The organism is Spirochaeta lutea (assembly GCF_000758165.1).
Lineage (GTDB): Bacteria > Spirochaetota > Spirochaetia > DSM-27196 > Salinispiraceae > Spirochaeta_D > Spirochaeta_D lutea.
The window spans coordinates 107,958-133,149 of the sequence record NZ_JNUP01000071.1 but is presented as its reverse complement, the minus strand read 5'-3'; the positions used below and the strand labels follow the sequence as shown (position 1 = coordinate 133,149).

At 59.5% G+C, this 25,192-nt stretch carries 22 protein-coding genes; 6 read left to right on the top strand and 16 right to left on the bottom strand.

All coding sequences use genetic code 11. The annotated features are described in order from the left end of the window. Positions 1 to 81 precede the first annotated feature (81 nt). From DC28_RS13295 to DC28_RS13275, 4 genes are all read right to left on the bottom strand, one after another. Positions 82 to 756, bottom strand: a complete 675-nt coding sequence (locus DC28_RS13295; protein WP_037549660.1) for a response regulator transcription factor — start codon at positions 754 to 756, stop codon at positions 82 to 84. Positions 757 to 758: 2 nt separating this feature from the next. Continuing rightward, positions 759 to 3,488 carry a substrate-binding domain-containing protein gene (locus tag DC28_RS15885; RefSeq protein WP_052078898.1) on the bottom strand — a complete coding sequence of 910 codons (2,730 nt, stop codon included), beginning with the start codon at positions 3,486 to 3,488 and terminating at the stop codon, positions 759 to 761. A 74-nt stretch (positions 3,489 to 3,562) separates the two neighbouring features. Continuing rightward, a complete protein-coding gene (locus tag DC28_RS13280; protein ID WP_052078897.1) occupies positions 3,563 to 4,030 on the bottom strand; it encodes a YbaN family protein in 468 nt (155 codons plus the stop codon). Next, a complete protein-coding gene (locus DC28_RS13275; protein ID WP_081942209.1) occupies positions 4,011 to 5,513 on the bottom strand; it encodes a catalase in 1,503 nt (500 codons plus the stop codon). The genes DC28_RS13280 and DC28_RS13275 overlap by 20 nt, the downstream gene beginning before the upstream one ends. A 90-nt stretch (positions 5,514 to 5,603) precedes the next feature. Between DC28_RS13275 and DC28_RS13270 the strand changes: the two genes are divergently transcribed. The 3 genes from DC28_RS13270 to DC28_RS16875 all read left to right on the top strand — a co-directional run bounded on the left by DC28_RS13270 (position 5,604) and on the right by DC28_RS16875 (position 8,305). Beyond that, a complete protein-coding gene (locus DC28_RS13270; RefSeq protein WP_052078896.1) occupies positions 5,604 to 6,578 on the top strand; it encodes a hydrogen peroxide-inducible genes activator in 975 nt (324 codons plus the stop codon). Between the two features lie 219 nt (positions 6,579 to 6,797). Next, positions 6,798 to 7,058 (top strand): HPr family phosphocarrier protein, encoded by a 261-nt coding sequence (locus tag DC28_RS13265; RefSeq protein WP_037549837.1) that lies wholly within the window; start codon positions 6,798 to 6,800, stop codon positions 7,056 to 7,058. Next, positions 7,058 to 8,305, top strand: coding sequence for a methyl-accepting chemotaxis protein (locus DC28_RS16875; RefSeq protein WP_037549656.1), 1,248 nt, complete (start codon positions 7,058 to 7,060; stop codon positions 8,303 to 8,305). The genes DC28_RS13265 and DC28_RS16875 overlap by 1 nt, the downstream gene beginning before the upstream one ends. Before the next feature lie 19 nt (positions 8,306 to 8,324). Here DC28_RS16875 and DC28_RS13255 read toward each other — a convergent pair whose 3' ends face one another. The 11 genes from DC28_RS13255 to DC28_RS13205 form a co-directional block, all read right to left on the bottom strand. Then, positions 8,325 to 9,053 carry an NAD(P)-dependent oxidoreductase gene (locus DC28_RS13255; RefSeq protein ID WP_037549652.1) on the bottom strand — a complete coding sequence of 243 codons (729 nt, stop codon included), beginning with the start codon at positions 9,051 to 9,053 and terminating at the stop codon, positions 8,325 to 8,327. Next, entirely contained in the window at positions 9,050 to 9,763 is a 714-nt protein-coding gene (locus DC28_RS13250; protein WP_037549649.1) for a DUF4386 domain-containing protein, read from the bottom strand. The genes DC28_RS13255 and DC28_RS13250 overlap by 4 nt, the downstream gene beginning before the upstream one ends. Then, positions 9,760 to 10,179 carry a hypothetical protein gene (locus DC28_RS13245; protein ID WP_052078895.1) on the bottom strand — a complete coding sequence of 140 codons (420 nt, stop codon included), beginning with the start codon at positions 10,177 to 10,179 and terminating at the stop codon, positions 9,760 to 9,762. The genes DC28_RS13250 and DC28_RS13245 overlap by 4 nt, the downstream gene beginning before the upstream one ends. An 84-nt stretch (positions 10,180 to 10,263) precedes the next feature. Continuing rightward, positions 10,264 to 10,815, bottom strand: coding sequence for an RNA polymerase sigma factor (locus tag DC28_RS13240; protein WP_037549647.1), 552 nt, complete (start codon positions 10,813 to 10,815; stop codon positions 10,264 to 10,266). Positions 10,816 to 10,863: 48 nt separating this feature from the next. Further along, the gene (locus DC28_RS13235; protein ID WP_037549644.1) at positions 10,864 to 13,236 is read right to left on the bottom strand and encodes a BglG family transcription antiterminator; all 2,373 of its coding nucleotides are present in this window, start codon (positions 13,234 to 13,236) and stop codon (positions 10,864 to 10,866) included. Next, positions 13,233 to 14,990 carry a phosphoenolpyruvate--protein phosphotransferase gene (ptsP, locus tag DC28_RS13230; protein WP_052078894.1) on the bottom strand — a complete coding sequence of 586 codons (1,758 nt, stop codon included), beginning with the start codon at positions 14,988 to 14,990 and terminating at the stop codon, positions 13,233 to 13,235. The genes DC28_RS13235 and ptsP overlap by 4 nt, the downstream gene beginning before the upstream one ends. Positions 14,991 to 14,992: 2 nt before the next feature. Continuing rightward, the gene (locus DC28_RS13225) at positions 14,993 to 15,253 is read right to left on the bottom strand and encodes an HPr family phosphocarrier protein (protein ID WP_037549642.1); all 261 of its coding nucleotides are present in this window, start codon (positions 15,251 to 15,253) and stop codon (positions 14,993 to 14,995) included. 13 nt (positions 15,254 to 15,266) lie between these two features. Continuing rightward, positions 15,267 to 16,202: a 1-phosphofructokinase family hexose kinase gene (locus DC28_RS13220; protein ID WP_037549640.1), complete on the bottom strand. Its 936-nt coding sequence runs from the start codon at positions 16,200 to 16,202 to the stop codon at positions 15,267 to 15,269. Between the two features lie 37 nt (positions 16,203 to 16,239). After that, on the bottom strand, positions 16,240 to 17,499 hold the full coding sequence (locus DC28_RS13215) for a zinc-binding dehydrogenase (protein ID WP_037549637.1): 1,260 nt from the start codon (positions 17,497 to 17,499) through the stop codon (positions 16,240 to 16,242). Beyond that, positions 17,496 to 17,960: a PTS sugar transporter subunit IIA gene (locus tag DC28_RS13210; protein ID WP_037549634.1), complete on the bottom strand. Its 465-nt coding sequence runs from the start codon at positions 17,958 to 17,960 to the stop codon at positions 17,496 to 17,498. Before DC28_RS13210 ends, DC28_RS13215 begins: the two co-directional genes overlap by 4 nt. 123 nt (positions 17,961 to 18,083) lie before the next feature. Next, positions 18,084 to 19,469: a PTS mannitol transporter subunit IICB gene (locus tag DC28_RS13205; RefSeq protein WP_037549631.1), complete on the bottom strand. Its 1,386-nt coding sequence runs from the start codon at positions 19,467 to 19,469 to the stop codon at positions 18,084 to 18,086. 324 nt (positions 19,470 to 19,793) lie between these two features. Between DC28_RS13205 and DC28_RS13200 the strand changes: the two genes are divergently transcribed. The 3 genes from DC28_RS13200 (at position 19,794) to DC28_RS13190 (ending at position 23,544) form a co-directional block, all read left to right on the top strand. Continuing rightward, complete coding sequence (locus DC28_RS13200) at positions 19,794 to 20,966, top strand: iron-containing alcohol dehydrogenase (protein WP_037549627.1); 1,173 nt, start codon at positions 19,794 to 19,796, stop codon at positions 20,964 to 20,966. 251 nt (positions 20,967 to 21,217) lie between these two features. After that, positions 21,218 to 22,243 (top strand): NAD-dependent epimerase/dehydratase family protein, encoded by a 1,026-nt coding sequence (locus tag DC28_RS13195; RefSeq protein WP_037549624.1) that lies wholly within the window; start codon positions 21,218 to 21,220, stop codon positions 22,241 to 22,243. Continuing rightward, a complete protein-coding gene (locus DC28_RS13190; protein WP_081942205.1) occupies positions 22,240 to 23,544 on the top strand; it encodes an MFS transporter in 1,305 nt (434 codons plus the stop codon). The genes DC28_RS13195 and DC28_RS13190 overlap by 4 nt, the downstream gene beginning before the upstream one ends. Here the strand turns inward: DC28_RS13190 and DC28_RS13185 are convergent. Then, positions 23,474 to 25,177 carry a putative bifunctional diguanylate cyclase/phosphodiesterase gene (locus DC28_RS13185; protein ID WP_037549622.1) on the bottom strand — a complete coding sequence of 568 codons (1,704 nt, stop codon included), beginning with the start codon at positions 25,175 to 25,177 and terminating at the stop codon, positions 23,474 to 23,476. The genes DC28_RS13190 and DC28_RS13185 overlap by 71 nt on opposite strands. Between the last annotated feature and the right edge of the window lie 15 nt (positions 25,178 to 25,192).

The following is a 25,192-nucleotide window of genomic DNA, read 5'->3' as shown; positions in this document are numbered from 1 at the left end:
GGCGGCCCCAGGCCGGGGGGCATTCCGGCCCGGTATCGGCGCATATGGACCACGGAATTAGGATGGTCCCCAGCTGGTGGATTAGGGGGCGGTACCCGGGGCGCCGTGGAGGGACTGGTGCCATTTGATGGCGAAGCGGCGGAGTTCTTGGGCGTTGTCGATCTGGAGCTTCTCTTTTAGATGGTCGCGGTAGGTGTGGACGGTTTTGACCGATAGGTTAAGGATATCTGCTATCTCGCTTGCCCCGAAGCCCTGGCCGATGTACTGGAAAATTTCCAGTTCACGCTGGCTAAGCCGGTCGATGAGGGCTGCGGTCCCCGAGGAGCCCTGCTGGTTTTGACCGTACATAGACTCCAGAATTCGCCCCTGGATGGCCGGAGAGAGGTAGATTTTTCCCGCTAATACGGTGCGGATGGCCTCCATGAGGACATCAGGGGAGGCATGTTTCATGACATATCCCCGGGCACCGGTTTGCAGGGCACGTTGGGCGTACACCCCCTCGTCGTGCATGGAAACCATGAGAATCGGCAGATCCGGCTCCTGGCTGCGCAGGGTCCTGGCCAGATCCAGGCCGTTTTGGTTGTGCAGGGTAATATCCACCAGGATGATATCGGCTCGGACCCGGGGCAGAACCTCCAGGACCTCCTCGATACTGCTGGTTTCAGCCACAACCTTGTAGCTGGGCTCGCTCTGAATGAGGGCCGCCAGTCCCTGGCGGAATACCGGATGATCATCAACGAGAATAAAGCGCTTCATGGCTACTCCTGGGGTGGATGGGTGTTTTGGTGATTCCCCTGGCCGGGGACACGGTCCGGGGATCTGCGCGACCCGGTCCGGGCATTCCCGGTTCCGGATGCCGGGCCTCCTGCCCGGCGGTCCAGCACCCGGCAGCGTACCAGGCTGCCCTGTCCGGGGTGCTCCAGATCCACTTGAATATCGGCCTTCTCGCCCCGGTACCGCATGATTTTTAGCCCCATACCCTGATCGTGGTTCTGGTCGGGGAATCCCCGGCCCCAGTCCCGGATATCCACGGTTAGGAGAATTTTCTGGGATTCTCCGTCTCCGGCTTTGACGCCGTCTCTGTCTCCGTTTCCGGTCTCCGGGTCGGGGGGCGAGAGGCTGACCAGGATCCGGGGGGAACCGGAGTGCTTCACCGCGTTGTTCAGGGCCTCTTGGATGATCCGGTACAATTCAATGCCCCGGTCCACATCCAGCTCGGTGAGGGAGGACGGGGCATGGAAATCCACCTGGACCCCCGAAGCCCGGCTGATCTCCCGGCAGAGATGCTCCACCGCCCGGGATAATCCTTCCTCCCGGAGCCCCGGGGGCAGAAGTCCCCGGACCAGGGATTTGGCGCGCTGGATGGAATCGCCCAGGAGGGAGTTGATCTGCTCCAACACCACAAGGGACTCCGGGGAAACCGGCCCGATACGGCGTCCCAGGGCGCTGACGTGCATGGTTATTCCCGCCAGATGCTGGCAGAGGTCGTCGTGGAGGTCTTGTCCAATCCGCTCCATGGTGTGCTTGGAGATGTCGATAACCTCCTGTTCGAGCCGGACCCGGGTAGCGATTTCCTGGCGCAGGTCGGCGTTCACCTGGGTCAGTTCCCGGGTGCGGTGCTGAACCTCCTGTTCGAGGCTCTGTTCGTGGGATTTGATGCGTTCCAGGAGGGTAGCGCCTTGAATGGAGCTGGCGATCTGCTTAGTCAGGGTGTCGTATACCTCGGTGTCCGGGTGGTCTCCGGGCAGCAGAAGGTGGCCGATGGCCCGGTCTTGGAAGACCAGGGGAGTCAGAATCCAGATAGGCATATTCCGCCGCTGAAGATCGGCCATGGAGGCCGGCAGAATTTCCAGGGGCTCAACCCGCCGGGGGCTGACGGGCTTTTGGATGCCCGATTCCATATGGAAAATGAGGTCTCCGGTCCTGGTTCCCGGGCGGTAGAGCACCAAAAAGGCGTCTTGGAACCCCAACCGCACCAGCCCCTCGGTGAGCCGCCGGAAAATTTCTGGCATTTCAAAGGCCTCGGAAAGGCTGGTGCCCACGCTGCGCAGTACATCCAGGCGGTTGCGTTTCTGAATCCTGGTCTCTACCAGGCGCCTGGTCCGGCTTTCGGCGAGAATCTCCCTGCCCCGGAGAATGACCCGGAGCCAGGGTTCGGCATGGTCCGTGCCGGTAAGGCCGGCCTCGATCCGGTCCAGGACGGCGTTCCACCGCCGGATATCCGTGCTCTCAAAGCTGGCCCGGGTTACCAGTTCGTCCAGGGTATCGATAAAGGCCTGGGGCTCTTGGTCCAGGGGTGATTCGCCTGTTCCAGCCAGCCCGGAGGGGACGTTGTCCCGGATGGGGGCAGGCGCCGGCTGACTTTTTCCGGGTGCCGGGTCGGCTGGATCGTGTGGCTCGGACGGATCGTGTGGATCGGACGGATTGGACAGATCGGGCGAGTCTGGTGGATCGGGTGGATCAGACGGATCGGACGAGTCGGGCGGCTCGGCGGTCGGGGAATCCCCGGGCGATTTCTCGGGTTCCGGTACGGTCCTTGGGTTCGCCGTGCGCAGCCGGAGCTGGGACAGGGCGGAGCAGGAGCAGCTTTGGCGGATCAGGGGGCGGCAGTCCAGGGTGGTGTGCCTGGCCGTACCTCCCTCCATGAGCAGGTAGAGCTCCTGCACGGCCTGAACCCCCAGATCGTAGAGGGGTTGGATGACGGTTGTCAGGGGCGGGGAGCAGAATTCCGATTCTTCGATGCCGTCGAAACCGCACACCGATATGTCCTGGGGCACGGTAATTCCTCGGCGGGTCAGCTCCTCCACGGCTCCCATGGCCATCCGGTCGTTGAGGCAGAGCAGGGCATCTATGGGGTGGCCCTGATCCAGGAGGGCAGCCATGGCGTCCCTGCCGGACTTGTGCTGGAAATTTCCGTGGATCACTAAATCGTCTTTCAGGTTCAGCCCCGCCCGGCCCAGGGTGTCCTGGATGGTGTGCCGCCGCTCCTCCGATTCGGGGTGCCACTGGGGGCCGGCGATGACCGCGAAATTCCGGCGGTGGTGATCGTAGATCAGGTGACGGGTAACCTCAGCCATGGCGCTACGGCCGTCCACACAGACACTCGAGACCCCTTCCACGGGTATGCCTACCGATACCCGGGGAAGCCGGGGGTGGGCGTCAAAGAGGAACTGTACCTGCTGGGGGTCCAAATAGGTAGAAACCGCCGATGAAATGATGATGATGCCGTCGAAATTGCCCGAGTGGGCCTGGCGGTAGATGGCATTGGATGCGGCTTCCTGTTGGATGGGGGAATCCACCCGGGAACCGACAAAACAAACCAGCTGTTTCGAGTGCCGCCTGGCCTCGGCGGTGATGCCCCGCCAGAGCTCGGCCTGGTAGGCCTCATTGACCTCGGCAGTAAGCACGGCGATCCGGCCCCGGGCCCGCCCCGGATGGCTGCCCAGGGATTTGTTGGATTGTTCTTCCGGGGTGCCGGCGCTGATCATGGTCCCATTATACCCGAGACACCGGCAAAAGTCATTTCCTCCCCGGATGAATCGGCCTCCGAAGGGCCTAGGGTTCAGGGCTCCCTAGGGGCCGGGCTGGCCGCCTCGGAGGATGACACCGGTCCGGCTTCTCGGGGTATGGCTTTGGTTTGAGGGGAAGCGGCGGTTTTAATGGTGGCCACGTGGATGGTTACGGCCAGGGCGATAGTGAAGAGCATGATGCGTACCGCCAGACTCTCCACCGCGAAAACCGCTGAAATCACGATTCCCACCCAGAGCACCGAAATGGTCCACACCTTGTATCCGATGGTGATCCCGGTTTTGTCCCGGTATGCCCGCAGATAGGGGCCCAGTACCGGATTATCATGGAGCCAGCGGTACATGCCCGGGCTGCTCTTCAGAAAAACGGCACTGGCCAGAATGAGGAAAATAGTGGTGGGCCATACGGGAACCACAATCCCCACCACCCCCAGGGCAGTGAACACCACCCCGAGGATGCGGTACAGCCACTGTTTTACTGCGTTAGGCTTTTGTTGCTTCAATGAGCTCCTCCCTCGTTAGTTCGGCCATCTTTTCTGCACTACCCGGGGGTAACCCCAGTCCCGCTTCTACCGCCCGGCCGTATTCCGGATCCGCCCGGTAGAAGTGGGCGATCTGGCGCAGCTGAATCCGCTGGGGAACGCCCGCCATGGCCTGGCAGATATTCTCAGCCAAGAGGGAACGCTGCTCCGGACTCATGAGGCGGTACAGGTCTCCGGGCTGCTGGTAATCATCGTTACCCTCTCTATGATCATAATGATCCGCATCTCCGGAAATTGCCAGGGGCGGCTCCCGGTATCCGGGATCTTCCACCGGCCCGCCGAAGCTGTTGGGCTCATAGTTGGGAGCACCTCCGCCGTTTTCATCCAGGCGCATGGCCCCGTCCCGATGGTAGGTATGAACCGGCGAATGGGGTTTATTTACCGGCAGGGAGGCGTAGTTTACCCCGATCCGGTACCGGTGGGCGTCGGCATAGGACATAATCCGGGCTTGGAGCATCTTGTCCGGGCTGAACCCGATACCCGGCACGATGTTGGAGGGTTCAAAGCTAGCCTGTTCAATCTGGGCGAAATAGTTATCCGGGTTCCGGTTCAATTCTAGTACCCCCACATCCATCAAGGGGTAATCCGAATGGGGCCAGACCTTGGTCAGATCAAAGGGATTCCAACGGTAGGACTCGGCCTCCCTCTCGGGCATCACCTGGACCTTCACATCCCATGCCGGAAAATCACCCCGCTCAATGGCCTCGTAGAGATCACGCTGGCTGCTTTCCCTGTCCTGGCCGACGACCTTTGCTGCCTCCTGGTTTGTCATATTTTTAATGCCCTGTCTGGTTTTGAAGTGAAACTTTACCCAGAACCGCTCATTCTGGGCGTTTATGAGGCTGTAGGTATGGCTGCCGTATCCGTTGATGTGGCGGTACCCCAAGGGAAGACCCCGGTCGCTGAAGAGAATGGTAACCTGGTGCAGGCTCTCGGGGCTCAAGGACCAGAAATCCCACATGGCGGCCGGATTTCGCAGATTAGTCCGGGGATCGCGCTTCTGGGTATGGATGAAGTCGCTGAACTTCAGGGGATCGCGGATAAAAAATACCGGGGTGTTATTACCTACCAGATCCCAGTTGCCCTCCTCTGTGCAGAATTTTAGGGCAAAGCCCCGGACATCCCGTTCTGCGTCAGCGGCTCCATGCTCTCCCGCTACGGTGGAGAACCGCAGGAGCACCGGGGTCTCCTTGCCCACTCGGCTGAAGACCGCCGCCCGGGTGTAGGAGGAAATATCCCCGGTCACCCGGAAGGTGCCGAAGGCCCCGGAACCCTTGGCATGAACTACCCGCTCAGGAACCCGTTCACGGTTAAAGGTGGCCATTTTCTCCAGGAGATGGTGGTCCTGGAGCAGCACCGGTCCCCGGGGACCGGCGGTCAGGCTGTTTTGATTGTCGGCCACGGGCTGACCCGCGGCGGTGGTCAGGGTTTTCGGTTTTTCCATAGTAACTCCTTCTCAGTTGTTTATAGGTATACCCGAGCCACTGGTATAAATCAAATTGATACTTTCGATAATGATATTTATAATATCTATATGACCATCCAGCAGCTGCATTTTGTAACGGCCCTGATTCACCGGGGCAGCTTTTCCGGGGCGGCGGAAGATTGTTTTGTCACCCAGCCGACCCTGAGTTCCGGGATAAAAAAACTGGAGGACGAGTTGGGGGTGATGCTTTTTGATCGCACCAGCCAGCCCGTCCAACCGACCCAGGCTGGCAAGGCGGTGGCAGCCCAGGCCCGGGAGATTATGAAGGGCCTGGAAGGCCTGCGCCAGAGCATCCAGAATGAACAGACCACCCTTGAAGGACAGGTCAATCTGGGGATTATTCCCACCTTGGCACCCTATCTGCTGCCTGAGTTTTTGCCCGGATTTACCCGGGAGTATCCCGGAATCCGCTTCCACATCCGGGAGCTTATCTCCCGGGATATCCTCACCGGGGTGGGGGACCATAGCCTGGATTTCGGCATTATGGCCTCTCCTGGTCAGGGGCCCGGTTTGGAGGAGCATCACCTGTTTATTGAGCCCTTCGTGGCCTACCTTCCCCCGGGACACGAGCTGCTGGGCAGGGGCGCCCTGGCGGCCCAGGATCTTGAGACCCGGGGGCTGCTGCTCTTGGATGAGGGGCATTGCCTGCGTAGTCAGATTCTAACAATCTGCTCGGCCCAGGGGCGTTCGAATCACCCTGGACACCATTTTCAAAGCGGCAGCCTGGAAACCTTGAAGCAGCTGGTGGACGCAGGGATAGGGTATACCCTGTTGCCCCAGTTGGCCCTGGGGCAGCTGTCGGAGCAGCAGCGCCGCCGGGTGGTAGCCTTCCGTTCTCCCCGGCCCGCCCGGGAGCTCTGTTTGGTAAGCCGGAGAGGGTATCCCCGGACAAGGCTTTTGAGCTGTCTGGTGGAGCACCTTGGCCGGGTATTCCCCCAGGAGCTGGTCAATTGCTGGGGTGACCGAAACCCAACCCAGCTTCCCCCGGCTGTCCTCCGTCCCATCCCCTGGCAGCCTCGGTGAGCATCTATACCCGATCCGCCCCGGGGGCCACGGGTAGGTTCAGCGTTTCCGGGGACGGGCAGTCGGTTCCCGAACCGCCCCGGGGGCCACGGGTGGAGGGAAGCCGTCGGCGTTGTTGCCACGCCCCGGGGGCGCTATTGATGCCAAGTAAAATGTGCTTTGCCTTGCCGGAATATCCGGGGCGGGGGGATAATGCAGGCAGATAAGGGAGGTGCCTGGATGATCTGCCAAGAAATTACCATAACGAACCCCACGGGATTACACACCCGGCCTGCCAAGCTTGTGGTTGCCCAGGCGAAACAGTTCGAATGTTCCGTCACCGTTTCCCGGGACGGAAAGGATGCAGATCTGAAGAGCCTGATTAAGCTCATGAAGCTGGGAATCTCCCAGAATCACCGGATTACCCTCTGTTGTGATGGTCCCGACGAGTCCCAGGCCATGGCCGCCTTGACGGCCTTCATAGAGGGGCTCGAGGACTGATGGCTACCCCGCGATCATTCCGGGGGCTTCCCTTTCTATACGGTTTCCTGGTCTACCTGGTGTTCCTTGCCCCCCAACTACTGGCTCACCAGGTAGCGCCAGGACTTTTTATTTTCTTAGGATTTCTTCTGCCCCTGGGCCCGGGGGTGCTGGTTGTGTGGGGCCTGGGGGAGCGCAGAAGGAGAGCGGCGGCTGAACAGAACCTGGCAAAGAATCAAAACCGGCTGCAGGAGGATCTGGGAAGGACCCAGGCCACCTTTATCCGGATGAGTGAGATCCAGGTGGAGCTCTTTGAGAGCATAGCCCTTACGTCCAATTCCATCGATGACATTGCTGAGCATCTCAGGCAGACCATCGCGCTGGTGGAGCAGGTGGATTCGACGGTGGATCAGTCCCGGGGGCGTGGCAGCGAGCTGGTGGAGAATGTACAGCGAGTCGCCCAGGGGTTGGGTCGCCAGACCGAGGCGGTGAGCCGCTCCGTGGCCCGGGTGGAAGAAATGATTCGGGCAATCGAAGAATTACGGGTGCAGAAACAGCAGGATCATGCATCGGTGGAACAGCTGGCGGGTGTTTTTGCCCAGGGGGAGGAGAATCTCGGGGCCACAGTACTGTCCATCCAGCGGGTTTCCGATCTTTCCCAGAGCATTCTGGAGATTAACGGGATCATCTCGGGCATCGCCAGCCAGACGAATCTCCTGGCCATGAACGCTGCCATAGAAGCGGCCCATGCGGGCGATCAGGGCCGGGGGTTTTCGGTGGTGGCCGATGAGATCCGTAAACTGGCCGAACACACCGCAGGCCACGTAAAAACCAGTCAGGATACCCTAAAAGCCATCTCCCAGGAGATCAGCCGCAGCACCGCCCTGGCCCAGGACACGGAACAATCCTTCACCCTGGTCCGAAGCCACCTGGAGGAGAGCAAACAATCCTCCAGCACGATGATGAACCAGCTCCATGACTACCACGAGGCCAACCAGGGCATTCTATCATCCCTGGATGAAACCCTGTCCCTTACCCGGCAGATTGATGAATTGGCCAGCCAGGTCAGCGCCCAGGCCGACCAGATGATGGCCGACCTCGAGACCCTTACGGCCCACTCCCACCGAGCCCGGAGCAACGCCCAGGGCATGATCCACCGGAATACCCAGGCCCAGGAGGCCATGGCTGCCGTGGATGAGCGCAGCGAGCAGACCAACGAGCTCAACGACCAGGCTATGGCACTCCTCGCTGAACTCCTGGAATCCTAGGACCTCTCGGGGTGGCATCCTAGGTGTTGTACACCACGGGCATCCGCCCCTTCCAGGCGGACCACAGCTCCCCATCGGTAAACAGCTCAGCCATGAAGTGAGCTACGGTAATGCGGCTGGTCTGGCCGGGATTAAAAATAGCACTCCGGATAGGGGAGGGGTGAACCGTGTAGGGCTGAACATCCCCCTGGTCGGTCAGGTTATCCGGCCGGACCACCACCCACTCCAGGCTGGGGTGTTCCGTCCCGACCTCCCGAGCCAGCACATCCGCCGCCTGCTCGTTATCTGCGTGGGGCGGCAGGAGCATCCGGATGAGCCCGGTTACCAGGTATTCGGGGGGTGAAACCGTCTCGCCGGCCTCCCGGTGGCGGTTTCCCGCGGTATTCATGAGAACCAGTTTGACCGGCTCTTGGGTCCTAGGGGATTCCAACGCCCGATACAGTTTCCTCACCGAGTCACGGACCAGCCGCCGGGGCTTCCCGTACAGCCCCTTCATAGTCAGGTTATGTCCCAAACAGGAAGCCACACCTCCACAGCCCTGCACATGGGTTTGGAGTTCCTCGTCATCCATATCCAAAACCGTTCCCTGAATGACCTCCAGAAGCTCACGGTTTTTATGGGTAGTTACCCGCTCCGGCAGGCGGCTGCCGGGCCGGACCACGGCCCGGACCCCCACACCCCGATCTAAAAGCTGCTCAACTAATAATTGTCCGGTGGCCCCGGTGGGACCGGCTATAAGTACAGTCATACCAATTCTCCTTTCATCTGGCTGTCCGGTACCCTGAAGCCACGGATTAATACGTAGAAGGCCAGACAAATCTCCAAGACAGCGGTGGGCAGGGTTAGGGCAAAATACGCTGGGGTCACAATTTTTATCAGCCCAACCATGTAGAGCCCAGTGGCAACAATGGAGGCCGCTGAACTTACCAGCCCCGCCCAGGCCATCCAAGGGGGAATGATTCTGCTTCGCAAGAAGGACAGATACAGAATACCGCCCCCGATGCTCCAGGGCAGTACCATCCCGATATGGTTTAGCCAGTCTCTGCCCTGGCGCAGCAGGGAACCCAGCAGCGCCGGATCTTCGGACTGCGCCATCCCCGAACCTGTGCTCTGGGCGGCGTAGGCCCCCAGGGGTTCAAAGAGAAGCAGGGTTACAATACCTACGAATAAAAAGGCCGTCCCTATACCCCGGAATACCAGGTATCCCCTGGCCTTCCCGGGATCCTCCATGGCAATGAGGGGGTACAAAATTACCGCAATGGCGCCATATACCCCTGCCATCAATGCCTGGAACACCGCTGCCAGATGAATATCTGATTTCATGTGTACCAGGTTCTGCAGGTAGTCCGGGGATTCCAGGGCAGGAAGGGACGTGAAGATTCCTGTTACGATTCCGGCGAGGAGCAGTATCCCGAAGGCGACGGATCGGGGCCGTTCGATGGTTACCTGGTGGCTCATTCCCGATCCTCCCGGGCAACATCCTCGCCGGTTTGGCGAATATAGCGCTTTATCCGGCGTTTTCGCCGACGGTCGCTGGGTTTAGAGGATTCCTCCGAACCCATTCCCTTGAACAGCAGGGAGCTGAGCAGGAACAGCCCCCAGGCCTGCCAGTAGCTTATTTCTTTCAGGCCGAAGATGTCCGGCATCAGCCAGTTCCACAGGGCCATAATGATCCAGCCAAACAGGGCGATGGCCCCGGCTCCGAGGATGACAAAACCCAGGACGACCAGAACCTTCTGGTACACCCGGCGGTCATCCCACCAGTCGCGGAAATCCAGGTAGGGCCGCTTACCCGACCCGGTGGAGCCTTGGTAATCCGAGGGCTGGTCTCCCGCCCCGGTGTTCTGTGCATTATTCGTATCATAATCCGACATAGTCTTCCTCCTGGCCGGGGGATCCGGCCTGTTTTTCATGTAATGGCCCGGTCAGCCCTGGGGCTTCCCGGTTCCGCGATGCCCTCAGTCCTCGATCCAGTGGCGCAGCGCCCGGGACAGGTTCGCCAGGGCGTAGCGCTTCCGGGCGGAGAGGGTGTCCATGGATTCTCCGCTCATCTCGGCGAGTTCCCGGAAGGTTAGTCCCTGGAACATCTGCATTTCGATGACCCAGCGCTGGGCAGGGGGTAGGGCGGCGATGCTGTCGTTCAGGGCATCCACCAGGTTTTCCCGGATGAACTGCTCCATGGGATCAAGGCCGGCGCCGGCGATAATCTCTTGGATGGTTTCCTCCCCCAGGTCGATGTGTCCGGCCCGTTGCCGGACCTGGTCATGCCGCCATGCATCAATGGTTCGGCGTTTGAGCAGGGCGTTTATCCAGGCCGGGAGGTTGCGAATTCTCGAGATGAGGGACACCCGGGCCATGGTTTCGGCATACACATCGTGAATCAGGTCCTCGGCTTCTTCCAGGCTCCGCCCCGTAGCCCGCAGCCGGGCCAGGAGCCGGGGATGTTCCTGGCGGTAGGCGGCCTCGAGTTTATGGCGTTCGCTAGGGTGTGGGTGTTCTTCCTGGTTCATCGTCATCATATAGTGTGACGTATCAGCGGGGTTTTTCGTGTACTGGAACTACAAAAGATCCCGGTAAATGGTCAATAGTTCCCGGCGGATGGTGTGAATCTCCCCGGAGAGAATGGCTTTCGCGAAGGCCGGGGACTCGATGAGGGATACGGTAACCCGGGAGAGCAGGCGGCGCTGGGACTCCGGACAGGGATTGGGGGCGAGCAGATAGAGGCAGGGGTTCTGGGGAGCCTGGGTGATTATACCGGCTTGGGGCTCGGTAACGGCCCGGGACTTACAGTGAAATATCCTCAGATCCAGTTCCGGTATATGCAGGGGGCCGAGCAGCTCCCGGGCATTCAAATCACCCTCAAGAATCAGACAATCCCCGAGGGTCCTGGTACAGGACCTGGCGATGTGGTGGAGGAGGGATTCTTCTCCGGTCTCGCCGCTGTGAACCAGGACCCGGAAGCCGTTGATGAACCCCCAAATGGTTTGGAAGTCGGGTTGGTGCTGGACGGCCGCCGGAAGGGCCTGATCCGGGGAGGGTGGGGGTGAGGAGCCCAGGGATGTCTGCATGCCCTGGATGGCCCGGCTCACCTGGTTCTGGATGGTTTGGCGGTTTAGGGGCAGTTCGATGGGGATGACCGGGGTTTTTATGTCCTCAATGGGGAAGGTGGAGAGGACCAGGTCGATGTGATGGTCCTCCAGATAGCTTTGGCGGATTTTATACACCGCCGTGGACTCAACCAGATCCAGCTCGGGAAACTCCTGGGAGAGGATGGTCTGCAGGTAGGCGGCTAGGCCGATGCCTTCGAAGCAGCAGACCAGGCACCGGGGACGCAGGCTGGAGCCCTCCAGCCCCATGTTTGCCAGGGCTTGGAAGTGCAGGAGCAGATACTCCACATCCCGGGGATCGGGGTCTGTAATGCCGAGGCTGCGCAGGGTCCGGGTGAGAACGGCGGTTTTTTCCCGGCGGTGCCAATGCTCTCCCCCGGGGCGTCCCCAATCGCCGTGCCAGTAGGGGATTCCGTAGGTAATCCGGGTGCAGAGGGCTGCCATGCTGTGGCTGAAGCGCTGGATGAGTTCTTCGTTGAGGTAGTAGAGCCGGCGGTCGAGCTGACCGAATTCCTCGGCGATACGCCGGCCCTGGGCCAGAACCTCCGGGGGGGTGAGGGCGTAGGCGTTTTCCCAGGGGCTTCCCTGGCGTTTCAGGGTTTCGAAGTCCGGATCGCTGATGGAATCACCCACCTCCTGGACGGTCAGAATCACGGCCAAGAGCTGAGCCTCTTCTTCGGGCAGCCGGCCGTTAAAGAACCGGGTGCAGAGCTCCTGGAGGGTACGGCTGGTTTGATCGAGGAGGTGCAGCCCCGGGTGCCCCGCGGGGTGGTCGGGGGTATGCAGGTACACCAGTCCCCGGCGGGTTAGCCGGTTTACCAGGGCGCCGGATTTGATGCGGTGGTAACTCAGTTGGAGATAGAAGAAGAGCAGTACCTCCCCGGACATGGTGAACTGGTACCCCACCGCCTCGGACAGCCGGTGAATGAGCGACATTACCGCATCCCGGTGCTCGGGAAACTGCATCCGCCGAAGGATCATGGTTAGGCGCTCCTCCTCCAGGGTGCGGGGTTTTCCCGGATTCTGAGAAACCGAGGCGGCGTCCCAGCCAGCCTGCCCCGGATGTGGGGCGGAATCCGAGGCGGCCTGCGCCCCGGAAACCGAGGCCCGCGGATCCTTCTTGCCCGTACCGCCAGGCCGGCCTGCTTCGGGGGAGGCCGGAGTCCCGGCAAAGGAGGTTGCCGGATCGTTCCGGTTTGTCCGCCCGGGTTGGCTTCCTCCGGGAGACCCCCCGGGAGCCCTCCCGGGGGTCCCCGGGGCAGCATCGGGATCGGTGGGCCGTCCGTAGAGGAAGGGGATGATGGTCCGGGAGGAGAACAACCGGGTTAGAACCCGGATGAAGTGCAGGCGTTGGGTCTGCTCGGGGCCCGAAAGGCGAATACCCACCCCCTTCATCCGGTCCAGTTGAAGGTCCAGGGGGAGTATATCCTGGTCAATCTGGTGCAGGTCCTTCCAGACCGAGGTATCGCTGACGAAGAAGGTATTGGCGATCTCGGAAATCTTCACCTCCCGGTTCGCAAAGAGCAGGTAGAGCAGAATCAGATTCTGGCGGACCGGCGCTGCCAGGGTCTCGATAAACTGATCCCGGGAATGCAGATCGCTTAAAAGCGACTGCATGTCCTTTCCGAGACTGTTAATCCGGACACCCTGGCTGGGTTTGCGCTCCAGCACCACTCCCCTGAGGGACAGCCAGCGTTCCAGGGTATCCAGGTCCCGGCTTACCGTCCTTCGTCCGATGGAAAAGGTCCGGGCGATGTCCTCAATTTTTAGGAGGCTCTCACTGGTTACCAGCAGCTGAAGAATCTGCTTCTGACGGTCTTTCATGGTACCCTTACGGTTTCCCTGAAGGCCTCGAGTTCCTGGCGGACCTCCTGGGGGCTGGAGAGGGCGAGGATCCGCCGGCTCAGTTGGGCGGCTTGGGTTGAATCAATGGCCGACAACAGCAGCCTCATGGCGCCGATGTGTTTCGGAGCACAGCTGAGTTCGCCCACGCTGATTCCCACAAAAAAGGGCAGGGCGAGCAGGTTTCCGGCCAGTTCACCGCAGATCCCGTTGAGCTTGCCCTGGGCCCGGGCGGCGGTTACAACCTTGGCAATACTCCGCAGCACCGCGGGATGCAGCTCGTCGTAGTACCGGGCTAAGGCGGGGTTTCCCCGGTCGGCCGCCAGGGTGTACTGGGTCAGATCGTTGGTGCCGATGCTGATGAAATCTACCTCCCGGAGGATATCCTCGATGAGGATCACCGAGGCCGGCGTTTCGACCATCACCCCCAGGCGGATGTCCTCGGCCCAATCCTGTTTCTCCTGGAAGAGCAGCGCCTTGACCCGGCGTATGGATTCCAATCCGGCTACCATGGGAATCATGACGTGCACCGTGCCGGAGACGCTGGCTTCGATGAGGGCCCGCAGCTGGGTCCGCAGGTAGTCTTCATGATCCAGAAGCAGCCGAATCCCCCTAATTCCCAAGAAGGGATTTTCCTCGGTAGGCAGTTCCAAATAGGGAAGGGGTTTGTCGGCCCCGGTATCCAGGAGGCGTATGATGACCGGCTTCCCATCCAGGGTCTGTACGGCCTGGCGGTAAACCCGGGCCTGGTCGGCCTGGGTGGGAGCGGCGCCGGACTGCATGAACAGAAACTCGGTGCGGAACAGCCCGATGCCGTCGGCTCGGTTCTCTCCTGCCGTCCGGATGTCCCCGGGCACCCCAACGTTGGCGAATATGCCCAGGTGCTGGCCGTCGGCGGTCCGGCTCGGAAGCTCCACCGCCTGGGCCGCCTTGGCGCGCAGCTCCTGCTCCTGGGAAATCAGGGCGTCCAACCGGGCTTGCTGGTTCTTGTCCGGGTGGGTCAGTAGGGCACCCTGGTTTGCATCTACATATATGAGGGTTCCTTCCTGGAGGGATTCGAATGTCCCTACATCGGTGACGACCAGGGCGGGCAGTTCCTGGGCCCGGGCAATGATGGCCGCGTGGGAATTTTTACCCCCCCGGGCCAAAATCAGCCCTCGGACGGCGGAGAAATCCAAGGATGCGGTCTGGGAGGGGGAAAGCTCTTCGGCCACCAGGATGCACCCTGGGGACTCCTCGGTGCTCCCTGAGCAGCCGTCGTTTTCCCTCGGTGCGGTGCCGGTTTCCGGGTCCTGAGAACCGGCGGCATCGGAATCTTGGATGGCCCGGATCAGCTGCACCCCGATATCCCGCAGATCCTGGCCGCGCTGGCGGAAGTATTCATCCTCCAGGGCCTCCATGTCCGCGGCGTTTTCCTGGGCGAATCGGTCCACCGCAGCCTCGCTGGACATGAGCTGACCCTGGATGTACTGCTCCACCTCCTGGGACAGGTCGTCGGACTCCATGAGTTCCAGGTGGCCCTCGAAAATTTCCGCCTCTTCGGGACCAATCTCCCGGGCGGTTTTCTCGATAATCCCTCGGAGGGTATCCATGGCCCGGCTTCTCCCGACGCGGAAGCGCTCCAGTTCGTCCTGGACCCGGTCCTTGGAAACGGTCCGGGGAAAATCCATGGCCACCTGGGCCAGGCGTTTTATATGCCCCTTGGCGATGCCCGGGGAGAGTATTTCGATGCTCATGCCTAGTCCTCCAGGTGCTCCAGGGCGTGGGTTAGTTCCGCCAGAGCCGTTTCTTCATCCGGGCCCTGGCAGCTCAGGGTTACTTCCTTGCGGCCGGTTATCCCCAGCTTCATGACCTTTAAAAGGCTTTTAAGATCCGCCTGTTTTTCTCCGAAGGTCAGGGTCAGGGTCGATTCGTATTCCTTCGCCTTGGCGACGATCCGTTTTGCGGGTCGGGTGTGCAGTCCTGTGGCGTTTGCTATGGTTATGGTGTTTTGTACCATGGGTTACCTCGCTTTATTTGGTACTGGTGGTGTTGTTTTGGGGTGATTCGACTGTTTCCAGGATCCATCCGGGGTGCAGGCTTACCGCGTTGGCGGCGGCGTACCGGATCCCCAATTCGATGCTGGGATACAGTCCCTGCCGTTCCAAGAGCCCCTGGGTAATGCCGGCGGTCATGGAATCTCCGCAGCCGATGGGGTTCACTGCGGGAACCACCCGGCTGGGTACCTCCAGCACCGATCCCTCCTGGGCAGCCAGGGTGGACCGGGATCCCCGGGAGATAACTACCAGGGTATTATACTGGACCGACAGGTCGGCGATGGTTTGCTCCAGACTGCCCCGGTCCGGGAAGGTGGCAGCCAGTTCGCGGTCATTGATCTTTATCAGGTCCGGACGTAGATCGGTATCCAGGCATGAGGCGGAAAGGTCCGTACCGGTGATATCGGCGGCGACGAAGATATTCCGCTTTCGAGCCTGGTGGATGATCTCGGGCAGCAGGGTTTCGGAGAACCCCTTCGGCCGGCTGCCGGATACAATAAGGGCATCGAAACCCTGGTCCAGCCGCCCGAGGACAGCCTGGAAGAATTCTTGTTCCCCCTCGGCGGGAAACCCTTCGGGCTCGTTAACCACCAACTCGGTACCTTCCCCGTCCCTACGGTTTACCAGGGTAATGCAGGTCCGGATACGCCCGGGGTACTCCACCATGGCGGGCTCCAGTCCGTCTCGGCGGCAGAGCTGGGCGAAGTACCCGGCGTTCTCCGAGCCGGCGGGGAACATGGCCTGGACCCGACATCCGGCCTGATGCAGGACCCGTGCCACATTCACGCTTTTTCCCGCAGCATCAATGATGTAGCTTTGGGCCCTGTTTACCTCGCCGTACTCAAAATCTGGAAAAACGATGGTCTTTTGTATGGCTGGGCTCAGGCCCAGGGTAAGTATGGTTAGACTCACGGTGTGAACTCCTTCTCGGTTCCGATGCCGGTGCCGGCTAGATGGCCGGGGCGTTTTTCAGCAGGTAATTTTCCGCTTCCACACTCCAAAGGCCCCGGTTTGCTCCTACAATTTCCGCCAAGCCCTTGTAAAGGTCGGACTGGCTTGAAAGGTCGGGCAGGTCCTCCAGGGCGATCAGGGGCATTTGAATCCCCGTATAGATTAATTTTTTACCCCCGGGAATCTCAGGAAGGTGGAGGGTCGCTTGGGCGGCGGCATCCAATCCCCCCACATGGGTTACCAGAACCTCCACATTGGTCTTGTCCTCTTCCATGAGTTTTAACGCCTCCCGCATATCGTCCACGGTTCCTCCGGTGGTTCCGATGATGTGTTTCTCTAAATAATGGATGTCATAGTAGTTTACCCTGGCAGAGAAGCTGGTATCCGTGGGCCCGGCAAAGAAATTTAGACAGCCGTTAAAACCCAGGAGGGATTCGGAGAGCTCCAGAACCCCCGCCGAGGGAACCATGACCAGTATATCATCGAATCCATCCCCCCCGGTCAGTTTCATCAGGTCCTGTTTGGGGGTGTCCAGGGTCCCGGTATTCACGAAGAGCAGGCTGATTCCCTGTTTAGCCGCCTTGGGCTCAAAGAGCTCCCGGGCCCGCTGAATCCGCCGATCGTCCAGATCGGTAACCACCAGCAGATTTGGCCGGAACTCACCGGACAGGGCGTAATCGATGGCTGCCAATCCCATGGGACCGCAGCCGCCGATGATGGCCATCTTCCCGCCTTCCCGAATGCCCATGTAATGGTTGTGATTGTGGCGGTCGGTCCTGAAGAGAGACCGGCAGGCGCCGATAACGCAGGAGTAGGGTTCCGAGAGGGCGGCCTTGAAGAATCCTTCTCCCCGGTAGGGCAGCAGGCAGTCCATGATCATCACCTCCCGGGGCAGGATCATGTAGGTTGCGTCTCCCCCGCAGTAGGGGTAGGAGTATCCGGGGCTCTTCATGGAGCCCTGGTAGTTCAGGGCGGGCTGCAGACTGAACCGCATACCCTCCTGGTATCGGTCCTTCCACTGGGATCCCACTTCCACAACCTCCCCGGCGAGTTCATGGCCGATGATTATGGGATTGTTTGCCACATCGTCGGGTACCCGCTTGTGTTCCGCACCCAGGAGGGCCGCTTTGTAGCTGCTCATGCAGATACTGTCTGAGACAACCCGTACCAATATTTCATCCTCTGCGATCTGGGGGAGCTCAAACTCCTCCAGACGGAGGTCCATTTTTCCGTATAATCGTACTGCCTTGGTTTTCATATCTTCTCCTGAGCCCCTTTCAGCAGGGCGAGTATTTCCTTATCAGATTTGGCATTCATAATGGATGCCACCAGGTCCTCATCATCGCAGATGTCGGCAATCTGGCTGACCGCCTGTTCGTTGTGTTCCCGCACGCTGGCTGCAGCCATAAATATGAGCAGGGAGATGGGATCGTTATCCGGATCTCCGAAGACCACCGGTTCAGCCAGGGTTACAATGCCGTAACAGAGGGAGCGTGCCCCTTCTTCGGGGCGGGCATGGGGCATGGCGATTCCCGGGGCTATAACAATGTAGGGGCCGTTAGCCTTGCACTTGTCCACGATGGTCTTGAGGTAGCCGGGGGTAACCCCCTGTTGATCCAGAAGCACCTTGCCGCCGGAGAGAATGGCATCCTGCCAGTCCGTGGCTTTGAGCCCGCAGATGACCGCCTTGTTTCTTGTTATGTATTGAATAAAACTCATTTTTGTCCCCATGTACTATACTAGTGATAACGAAAGGGCCCTCAAACTGTTGGGGCAGCGAAGGCCCTTTCGGCTTGTTCTTTGCCGCGACCTAGGGCTTCCAGCCCTGAGGTATAGGGAGTTCTAGGCGTGGCTTTCCTTTACCAGTGTAACCACATCGGCATACTCAGGTGCATTGACCAGGTTGGTAACACTCACCACCTGGGCCTTGGTTCCGGCTCGCTTGACCCGGTCGGCAAGATCCCGGTGGCAGATAACTACCTGGGCTGAGCCTGGAATTTCGTCCACCGAGCAGTGTTCTACCTTGATGTCCAGCCCTTCGGCCTTCAGTAGTTTACCGAGCTTGTTGGCTCCCATGGCACTGGAACCCATACCGGCATCGCAGGCGAATACGATGTTGGTGATCGTTCCGCTATGCTTCATAGACTTAACAGCAGCCTTGGCATCATCCAATTTTCCGGCCTCGGCATCCTGAGCTGCGTATCTCTTCACGAAGGGCATGGCAACCACGAAGGAAACGGCTGCTGATACCAGGATTCCCAGGAGTACGGGGATCATGCCGCCCTTAGGCGCAACGGCTAACAGAGCGAAGATACTTCCCGGTGAGGGGGTGGCTACTTCGCCGGCTCCGGTAATCATAAAGGTCAGAACGCCCGATGCACCCCCGGCAATGGCAGCCAGAATCAGGATGGGCCGCATGAGGATGTAGGGGAAATAGATCTCGTGGATACCGCCGAAGAAGTGGATGATGATGGCGCCGGGGGCAGAAGCCTTTACGTTGCCCCTGGAGAATGCCCAGTACGCCAGAAGGATTCCCAATCCCGGTCCAGGGTTGGTTTCCAGGAGGAAGAGAATGGATTTTCCTGTTTCCTGAACCTGTTGAATCCCCATGGGCGAAAGAATTCCATGGTTGATGGCGTTATTCAGGAAGAGCACCTTCCCCGGCTCAATGAAGATGGAGACGAAGGGCAGGATTCCCGCGGTAATGATGAAGTCTACGCCGCCCTGGAGGACTGCGATAATTACCGTCAGGATGGGCTGCATCACGAAGAATCCCAGGAGGGCCACACCCATGCCCAGGATGCCTGCCGAGAAGTTGTCCACCAGCATTTCGAAGCCTACCGGAACCTTTCCCTCAACAGCCTTGTCGGACATCTTGATGACCCAGCCGCCCAGGGGACCCATGATCATAGCTCCGATGAACATCGGAATGCTGGTTCCTACGACGACTCCCATGGTGGCGATAGCACCTACCACACCGCCTCGGACACCCCAGATCATCTTACCGCCGGTGTACCCGATGAGCAGTGGCAGCAGATAGGTGATCATGGGTCCAACCAGGCTGGCGAGTTTCTCGCTGGGCAGCCATCCTGTAGGAATGAACAGGGCGGTGATGAGTCCCCAGGCGATGAATGCGCCGATGTTGGGCATGATCATTCCGCTGAGGAACCGGCCAAAGCGCTGAACGTTGGTCCTGAACGTTCCGGCTTGCGACGCTGTATTTGACATACAAACCTCCTATAGATTTTGCAGCCCCGGGAATCCGTCGGTCCCGAACCGCTGCATGTTGACCTAGGCCATTATCCGCCCGGTTCGAAAATCGCGAAAGGTTTACTACTTTTTAGTTGGCACGAAGACTGCGCCCCGGGATTGGCACGAATGGAGCGACCCGGGGCTGCTGGAGGTGGTCCCCGGAGTCTACCGGGCTCGAAATCCGGAAGGACCAGAGATGCCACCACGGCCTCCGGGTTCCCGGGACACTAGAATCGAAGCCCTCTGCCTGGGCTAATTAGTTCTTGACCTAGAGTTGACTTCAGGGTTTAGGATGGGATCATGAATACATTTTCTTTTTATAATCCAACCAGAATCCTCTTCGGTAGAGGAATGGAAGAACACCTGGGGAGCCAGGCCGCCCAGTACGGAACCAAGGTCCTGGTACATTTCGGAAGCAACCGGGTAAAAGAAAACGGGCTCTTTGACCGGGCCGCAGAAAATCTGCGCAACGCCGGTCTGGAGGTCTTTGAGCTCGGTGGGGTAAAACCGAATCCCCGGCTTTCCCTGGTGGAACAGGGCATAGAACTCTGCCGCCGGAACAATATCGACTGTATAATCGCCCTGGGGGGCGGCAGCGTCATTGATTCTGCCAAGGCCATTGCCCTGGGGGTTCCGGCGGAGCATACGGTTTGGGAATTTTACCAGGGAACCGCCCAACCCTCAGCGGCTCTGCCTGTGGGAACCATGCTCACCATCCCCGCGGCCGGCAGCGAATCCAGCAACGCCAGTGTTATTACTAATGAAGACGGCGGCCTGAAGCGCGGATTCGGCCATGAGCTGATCTATCCCCGGTTTTCCATCCTAAACCCCGAGTGGTGCTTTACCCTGCCGGCATACCAGATCGGGGCCGGGGCATCGGACATCATGGCCCACCTCATGGAGCGTTACTTCACCAACGCCGCTCCCGTGGAGCTGACCGACCGGCTGTTGGAAGCGGCCATGAAGACCCTTATCTCCGTGGTGCCCCGGGTGCTGGCCGAGCCTCACAACTACGATGCCTGGTCTGAACTGATGCTCACCGGCCAGATGGCCCATAATAACGCCCTGGATGTGGGCCGAACCGGAGACTGGGCCAGCCACGATATTGAACATGAGCTCTCGGGAATGTACGATGTCACCCACGGGGCCGGACTGGCTGTCGTCTTCCCCGCATGGATGCAGCACGTTCTCCACCATAATCTGGGACGGTTTGTCCGCTGGGCAGTGGAGGTATGGGGGGTGGAACCGGATTACTTCAATCCGGAACTCACCGCCCGCCGGGGTATCCAGGCCTACAAGGCCTTTTCCCGGTCCATCGGAATGCCCGTAACCCTGAAAGAATTGAACATCGGCGCTGAATCCCTGTATAAGATGGCGGAAAAAGCCACAGACCGCGGTACCCGAACCCTGGGAAACTACGTACCACTGGGCGCCGAGGATATCTATCGGATTTACACCCTGGCCTTGGAATAGGCACAACCCCGGAAACCCCGGTCCGGAAGCGGCCGTAGGACAAACCCAGAGGATCTCCCGGGGCATGGGCTGGCCAGGGTTTAGAGGCCTGCCTAACTGATGATCCCCCGGGGCGCTTCAAGGGGGGGTGCCGGAGGTCCGGATGAACGCCACGCCCAGGATCCATCCGAAAGGGCAGGCCCCCACCGGAGATCCCAGGTAGGCATCACCAGGAAATGCCACGCGACCCATACGAAAGGAGCAGAGAAACTATGAAAATCCTACTAATCGGCGGAACCGGAACCATTAGTACCGAAATCTCCCGCCAGCTTTTGGCCCAGGGCCACGAACTCTACCTCATAAACCGGGGAAACCGGAACAGCGAACTGCCCGGAGGGGCTCACGTTATCCAGGGCGATGTGAACGACGAGGCCCTCATGGCCCGGAAGCTGGAGGGCCTGGAGTTTGATGCGGTGGCGGATTTTATTGCCTTCGTCCCCAGCCAACTCGAGCGTGACTACCGATTGTTTGCCCGACGGACAAAGCAGTTTCTTTTTATCAGTTCCGCCTCGGCCTACCAAAAGCCCTTATCGGATTACCGGATTACCGAAGGCACCCCCCTGGCCAACCCCTACTGGGAGTACTCCCGGAACAAAATCGCCTGCGAGGAGTACCTCATGGAGCTCTACCGCCGGGAAGGCTTTCCGGTAACCATTGTGCGCCCCAGCCACACCTACGATCAACGGTCCGTGCCCCTGGGAGTCCACGGTGCTCAGGGCAGTTGGCAGGTGGTGCAGCGGATGCGGGAAGGAAAACCCGTAATCATTCACGGCGACGGCAGCTCCCTGTGGACCATGACCCACGCCAGGGACTTCGCCCCCGGCTTTATCGGGCTGTTAGGCAATATCCATGCCCTGGGAGAGGCGGTGCAGATTACCAGTGATGAGACCCTGACCTGGAATCAGATCTACCGGTCCATCGCCCGGGCTCTGGGAGTAGAGTTGAAACCCTATTACATAGCCAGCTCCTCTCTGGCTGCCTGGGATACCGGAGATCTTTACGGCAGTCTGCTCGGCGATAAGGCAAACTCCGTGGTATTTGACAATGCCAAACTCAAGCGTCTGGTACCGGGGTTCACTGCCACGATCCGCTTCGACCAGGGAGTCAGAGAGACCCTGGACTACGTATTATCCCATCCCGAACTCCAGGTTCCCGATCCGGAATTTGACGCGTGGTGCGACCGCCTCATCCCGGGGCTGGATTCCCTGGCGGGTTCCGTGGTACACCGGAATCCATGAAAAAGGACCTCCAGTACGTAAAATTCTCCGCCTACGGGTTTCTCAAAAACCTGAAGTTTTTCGATCCCTTTTTGATCCTCTTTTTCCGGGAGATGGGCATCAGCTTTTTCCAGATCGGAATCCTCTACTCGGTCCGGGAGATTGCCACCAACCTCACCGAAATACCCACGGGCATTTTAGCGGATAGCTGGGGCCGCAGGTTATCCATGGTCCTGGCCTTCGGGAGCTACATTCTGAGCTTCCTGGTTTTCTACTTCCTGCCGGGCTTCGGCTTCTACCTGGGGGCCATGGTACTCTTTGCCCTTGGGGAAAGCTTCCGCTCGGGCACCCACAAGGCCATGATCATGGAGTACCTGAAACAGCAGGGTATGGCTGATCAGCGGGTGGAATACTACGGTCATACCCGGGGCTGGTCGCAAAAGGGATCCGCCCTTTCCAGCCTCATCGCCGCCTTCTTGGTGTTCTTTTCCGGTAGTTTTCGCTCAGTCTTTCTCTGGTCGATCATTCCCTACATCCTGGGAGGTCTCTTGATCTTGACCTATCCGCGGAGCCTGGACTTCTCCTGTGATGAGGACCAGGACTGCGAAAACCGGGAGTCGCTCCGGGGGTGGCGGGCGGTCACCCGTACCCTGGGCAGCTTTCTGGGTCTGTTTACCAGCAGTACCATCCGGCGCACGCTGATAAATTCCAGTGTGTTCGACGCCAGCTTCAAGGCTGTGAAGGATTATATTCAACCCATCTTGAAGACCCTGGCCCTTTCGCTTCCCCTGGTAGCGAGTTTCCAGGAAACCGAAAGGGTGGCCGTTGTGACCGGAATCATGTACTCCCTGTTGTACCTGCTTTCCAGTGCGGCCAGTTCCCGTTCGGGACGGTTTCATTCCGCCGTTAATGCCAAACACCGCGCTCTGAACGGCACCTATCTGTTCGGTGTCTTCGCCATAATCGGAATAGGCCTGTTTTTGCTGGGTTCGGTTCAAATCGGGGCGGTAGTGCTCTTCATAGCCTTCTACGTAGTGGAGAATTTGCGCCGCCCAGGAACCCTCGGGGTACTCAGTGAGCAGATCAAAGGCTCGGTGATGGCCTCGGGGCTTTCGGGGGAAAGCCAGCTTAAAACCCTTCTGGTGGCGGTAATCTCGCCTCTCTTCGGATTAGCTGCGGACCGCCTGGGTTTGGGGTGGGCCATGCTCTCCCTGGCGGCCATTCCCTTGGCTGTCTATCCCTGGGTGTATTTCAGGTCTGGGGTTGATTCGCCGGATCCCCAGGCTTCCAGACGCCCTGACAGCTCTGGTACCACCGGATAAAACCAGGGGCATCCATGGCCGGGGCAATTAAAAACCCCTGAGCCATATCGCAGCCGGTGGTCTGAAGGTAATCAAATACCCGCCGGTCTTCGACTCCCTCGGCGATGGTTTTAATGCCCAGGTTATGCGCCAGGCTCACCGCTGCATCCAGGATATGGCCCGCACTCCTGTCTTTCGGCAGCCGTCGGATGAAGGACTGATCAATCTTGAGCAGGGACACCGGCATCTGGTGCAGATACTGGAGGCTCGAATATCCGGTACCGAAATCATCAATGGAAATAACCAAATTGGCCTCGGCAAGCTGGGTAAGCTCCTCCAGGGTCCGCTCCATATCCATCATCAGGGCACCCTCGGTCACCTCAAGCTCTAAATATTCCCCGGAAATACCGAGATGTTCCAGGGTAGACAACACCATGGCGGTAAACCCCGGTTGTAGCAGGTTCCGGGTGGAGATGTTGACTGCCATGGTTAGATCCATACCGGTCTTATGCCAGGCGGCCAGCTGTGCCAGGGATCGTTCCAGGGCGAAGTCGGTAATCAGCTGGATGAGGGTGCTCTGTTCAGCCCGGGGAATGAAGCGACCCGGGGGTATGCTTCCCTTTTCAGGGTGATTCCACCGCATGAGGGCCTCAACCCCGTAGACCCGACCGGAGCGAAGGTCGACCTTCGGCTGGTAGTGCATATCAATCTGCCCCTCCAGTACAGCCCGCTTGAGCTCTCCCAGCAGCTCCACTGACTCGGAAATCCCCTGAATCATTACTGCGTCATAATCCCGGTGGCTTGCTTCTTGTTGTTCTGCCTCTGCCAGGGCAGTTTCAGCCTGCTGGAGAAGTACCCGGGGATCTGTTTCTTCCCGGGGCAGGGGTACCGAGCCCAACCGCACATCCAGGTGCACCGGAATTCTACCGTACTGAATAGCCTCCTGGCACTCCTCCATAATCGCGGCGGCTGCACCCTGGGGGCTCTGATGGTTAGAGTGATTGCACGGCACTACCAGGCCCAGCTGGCGCGATCCGGTTTGGTACACCTCTAGGGCGATTTTACCGGACTTCATCCTCCGGGCCACCACCGGCAGGGCGTAGTCGGTTATTCCGAAGCCGAAGGAGGACGAAAGCTCCAGGGCATTCTCGATTTCCAGGAGAAATAAGCTCAATCCCGGTTCCCCGGAGGACTGTTTGGAACCCAATCGATGTTTTAGGGAGGCAAAGAGGGCGGTTCGGTTGGGAAGGGAGGTAACCGGATCATGCTGGGATAACCACCGGAAGTGATGAATGAATGCCCGGGCGGAATCCCCCGCCGCCCCGCTGAACAGCCCTATCCCGGTGAAAAATACCAGGCGGTAGACCCAGTTTATCGTCTCCTGCATCTCCCCGGTCAGGGTATTCAGGGGCATGATGGGACCCAAAAGCACCCCGGCCAGGATGCCTGCAGCCAGGCCGCCCTTAATCAAGAAAATAAACCCCGACAGCAGTATGGGGATGTACATGGTATGGGAGTACACAAAGCGTACTCCCCCAGTATAGTATACTAAAAGATACACTAGCCCCATGAGTCCGAGTATGCATGGAATGGATACAGCGTAGAGAACCCGGCGGTGCCGCTCTATCCATTCGAAAAAACGTGCCTTATCCATGGACACCCCCCTAAT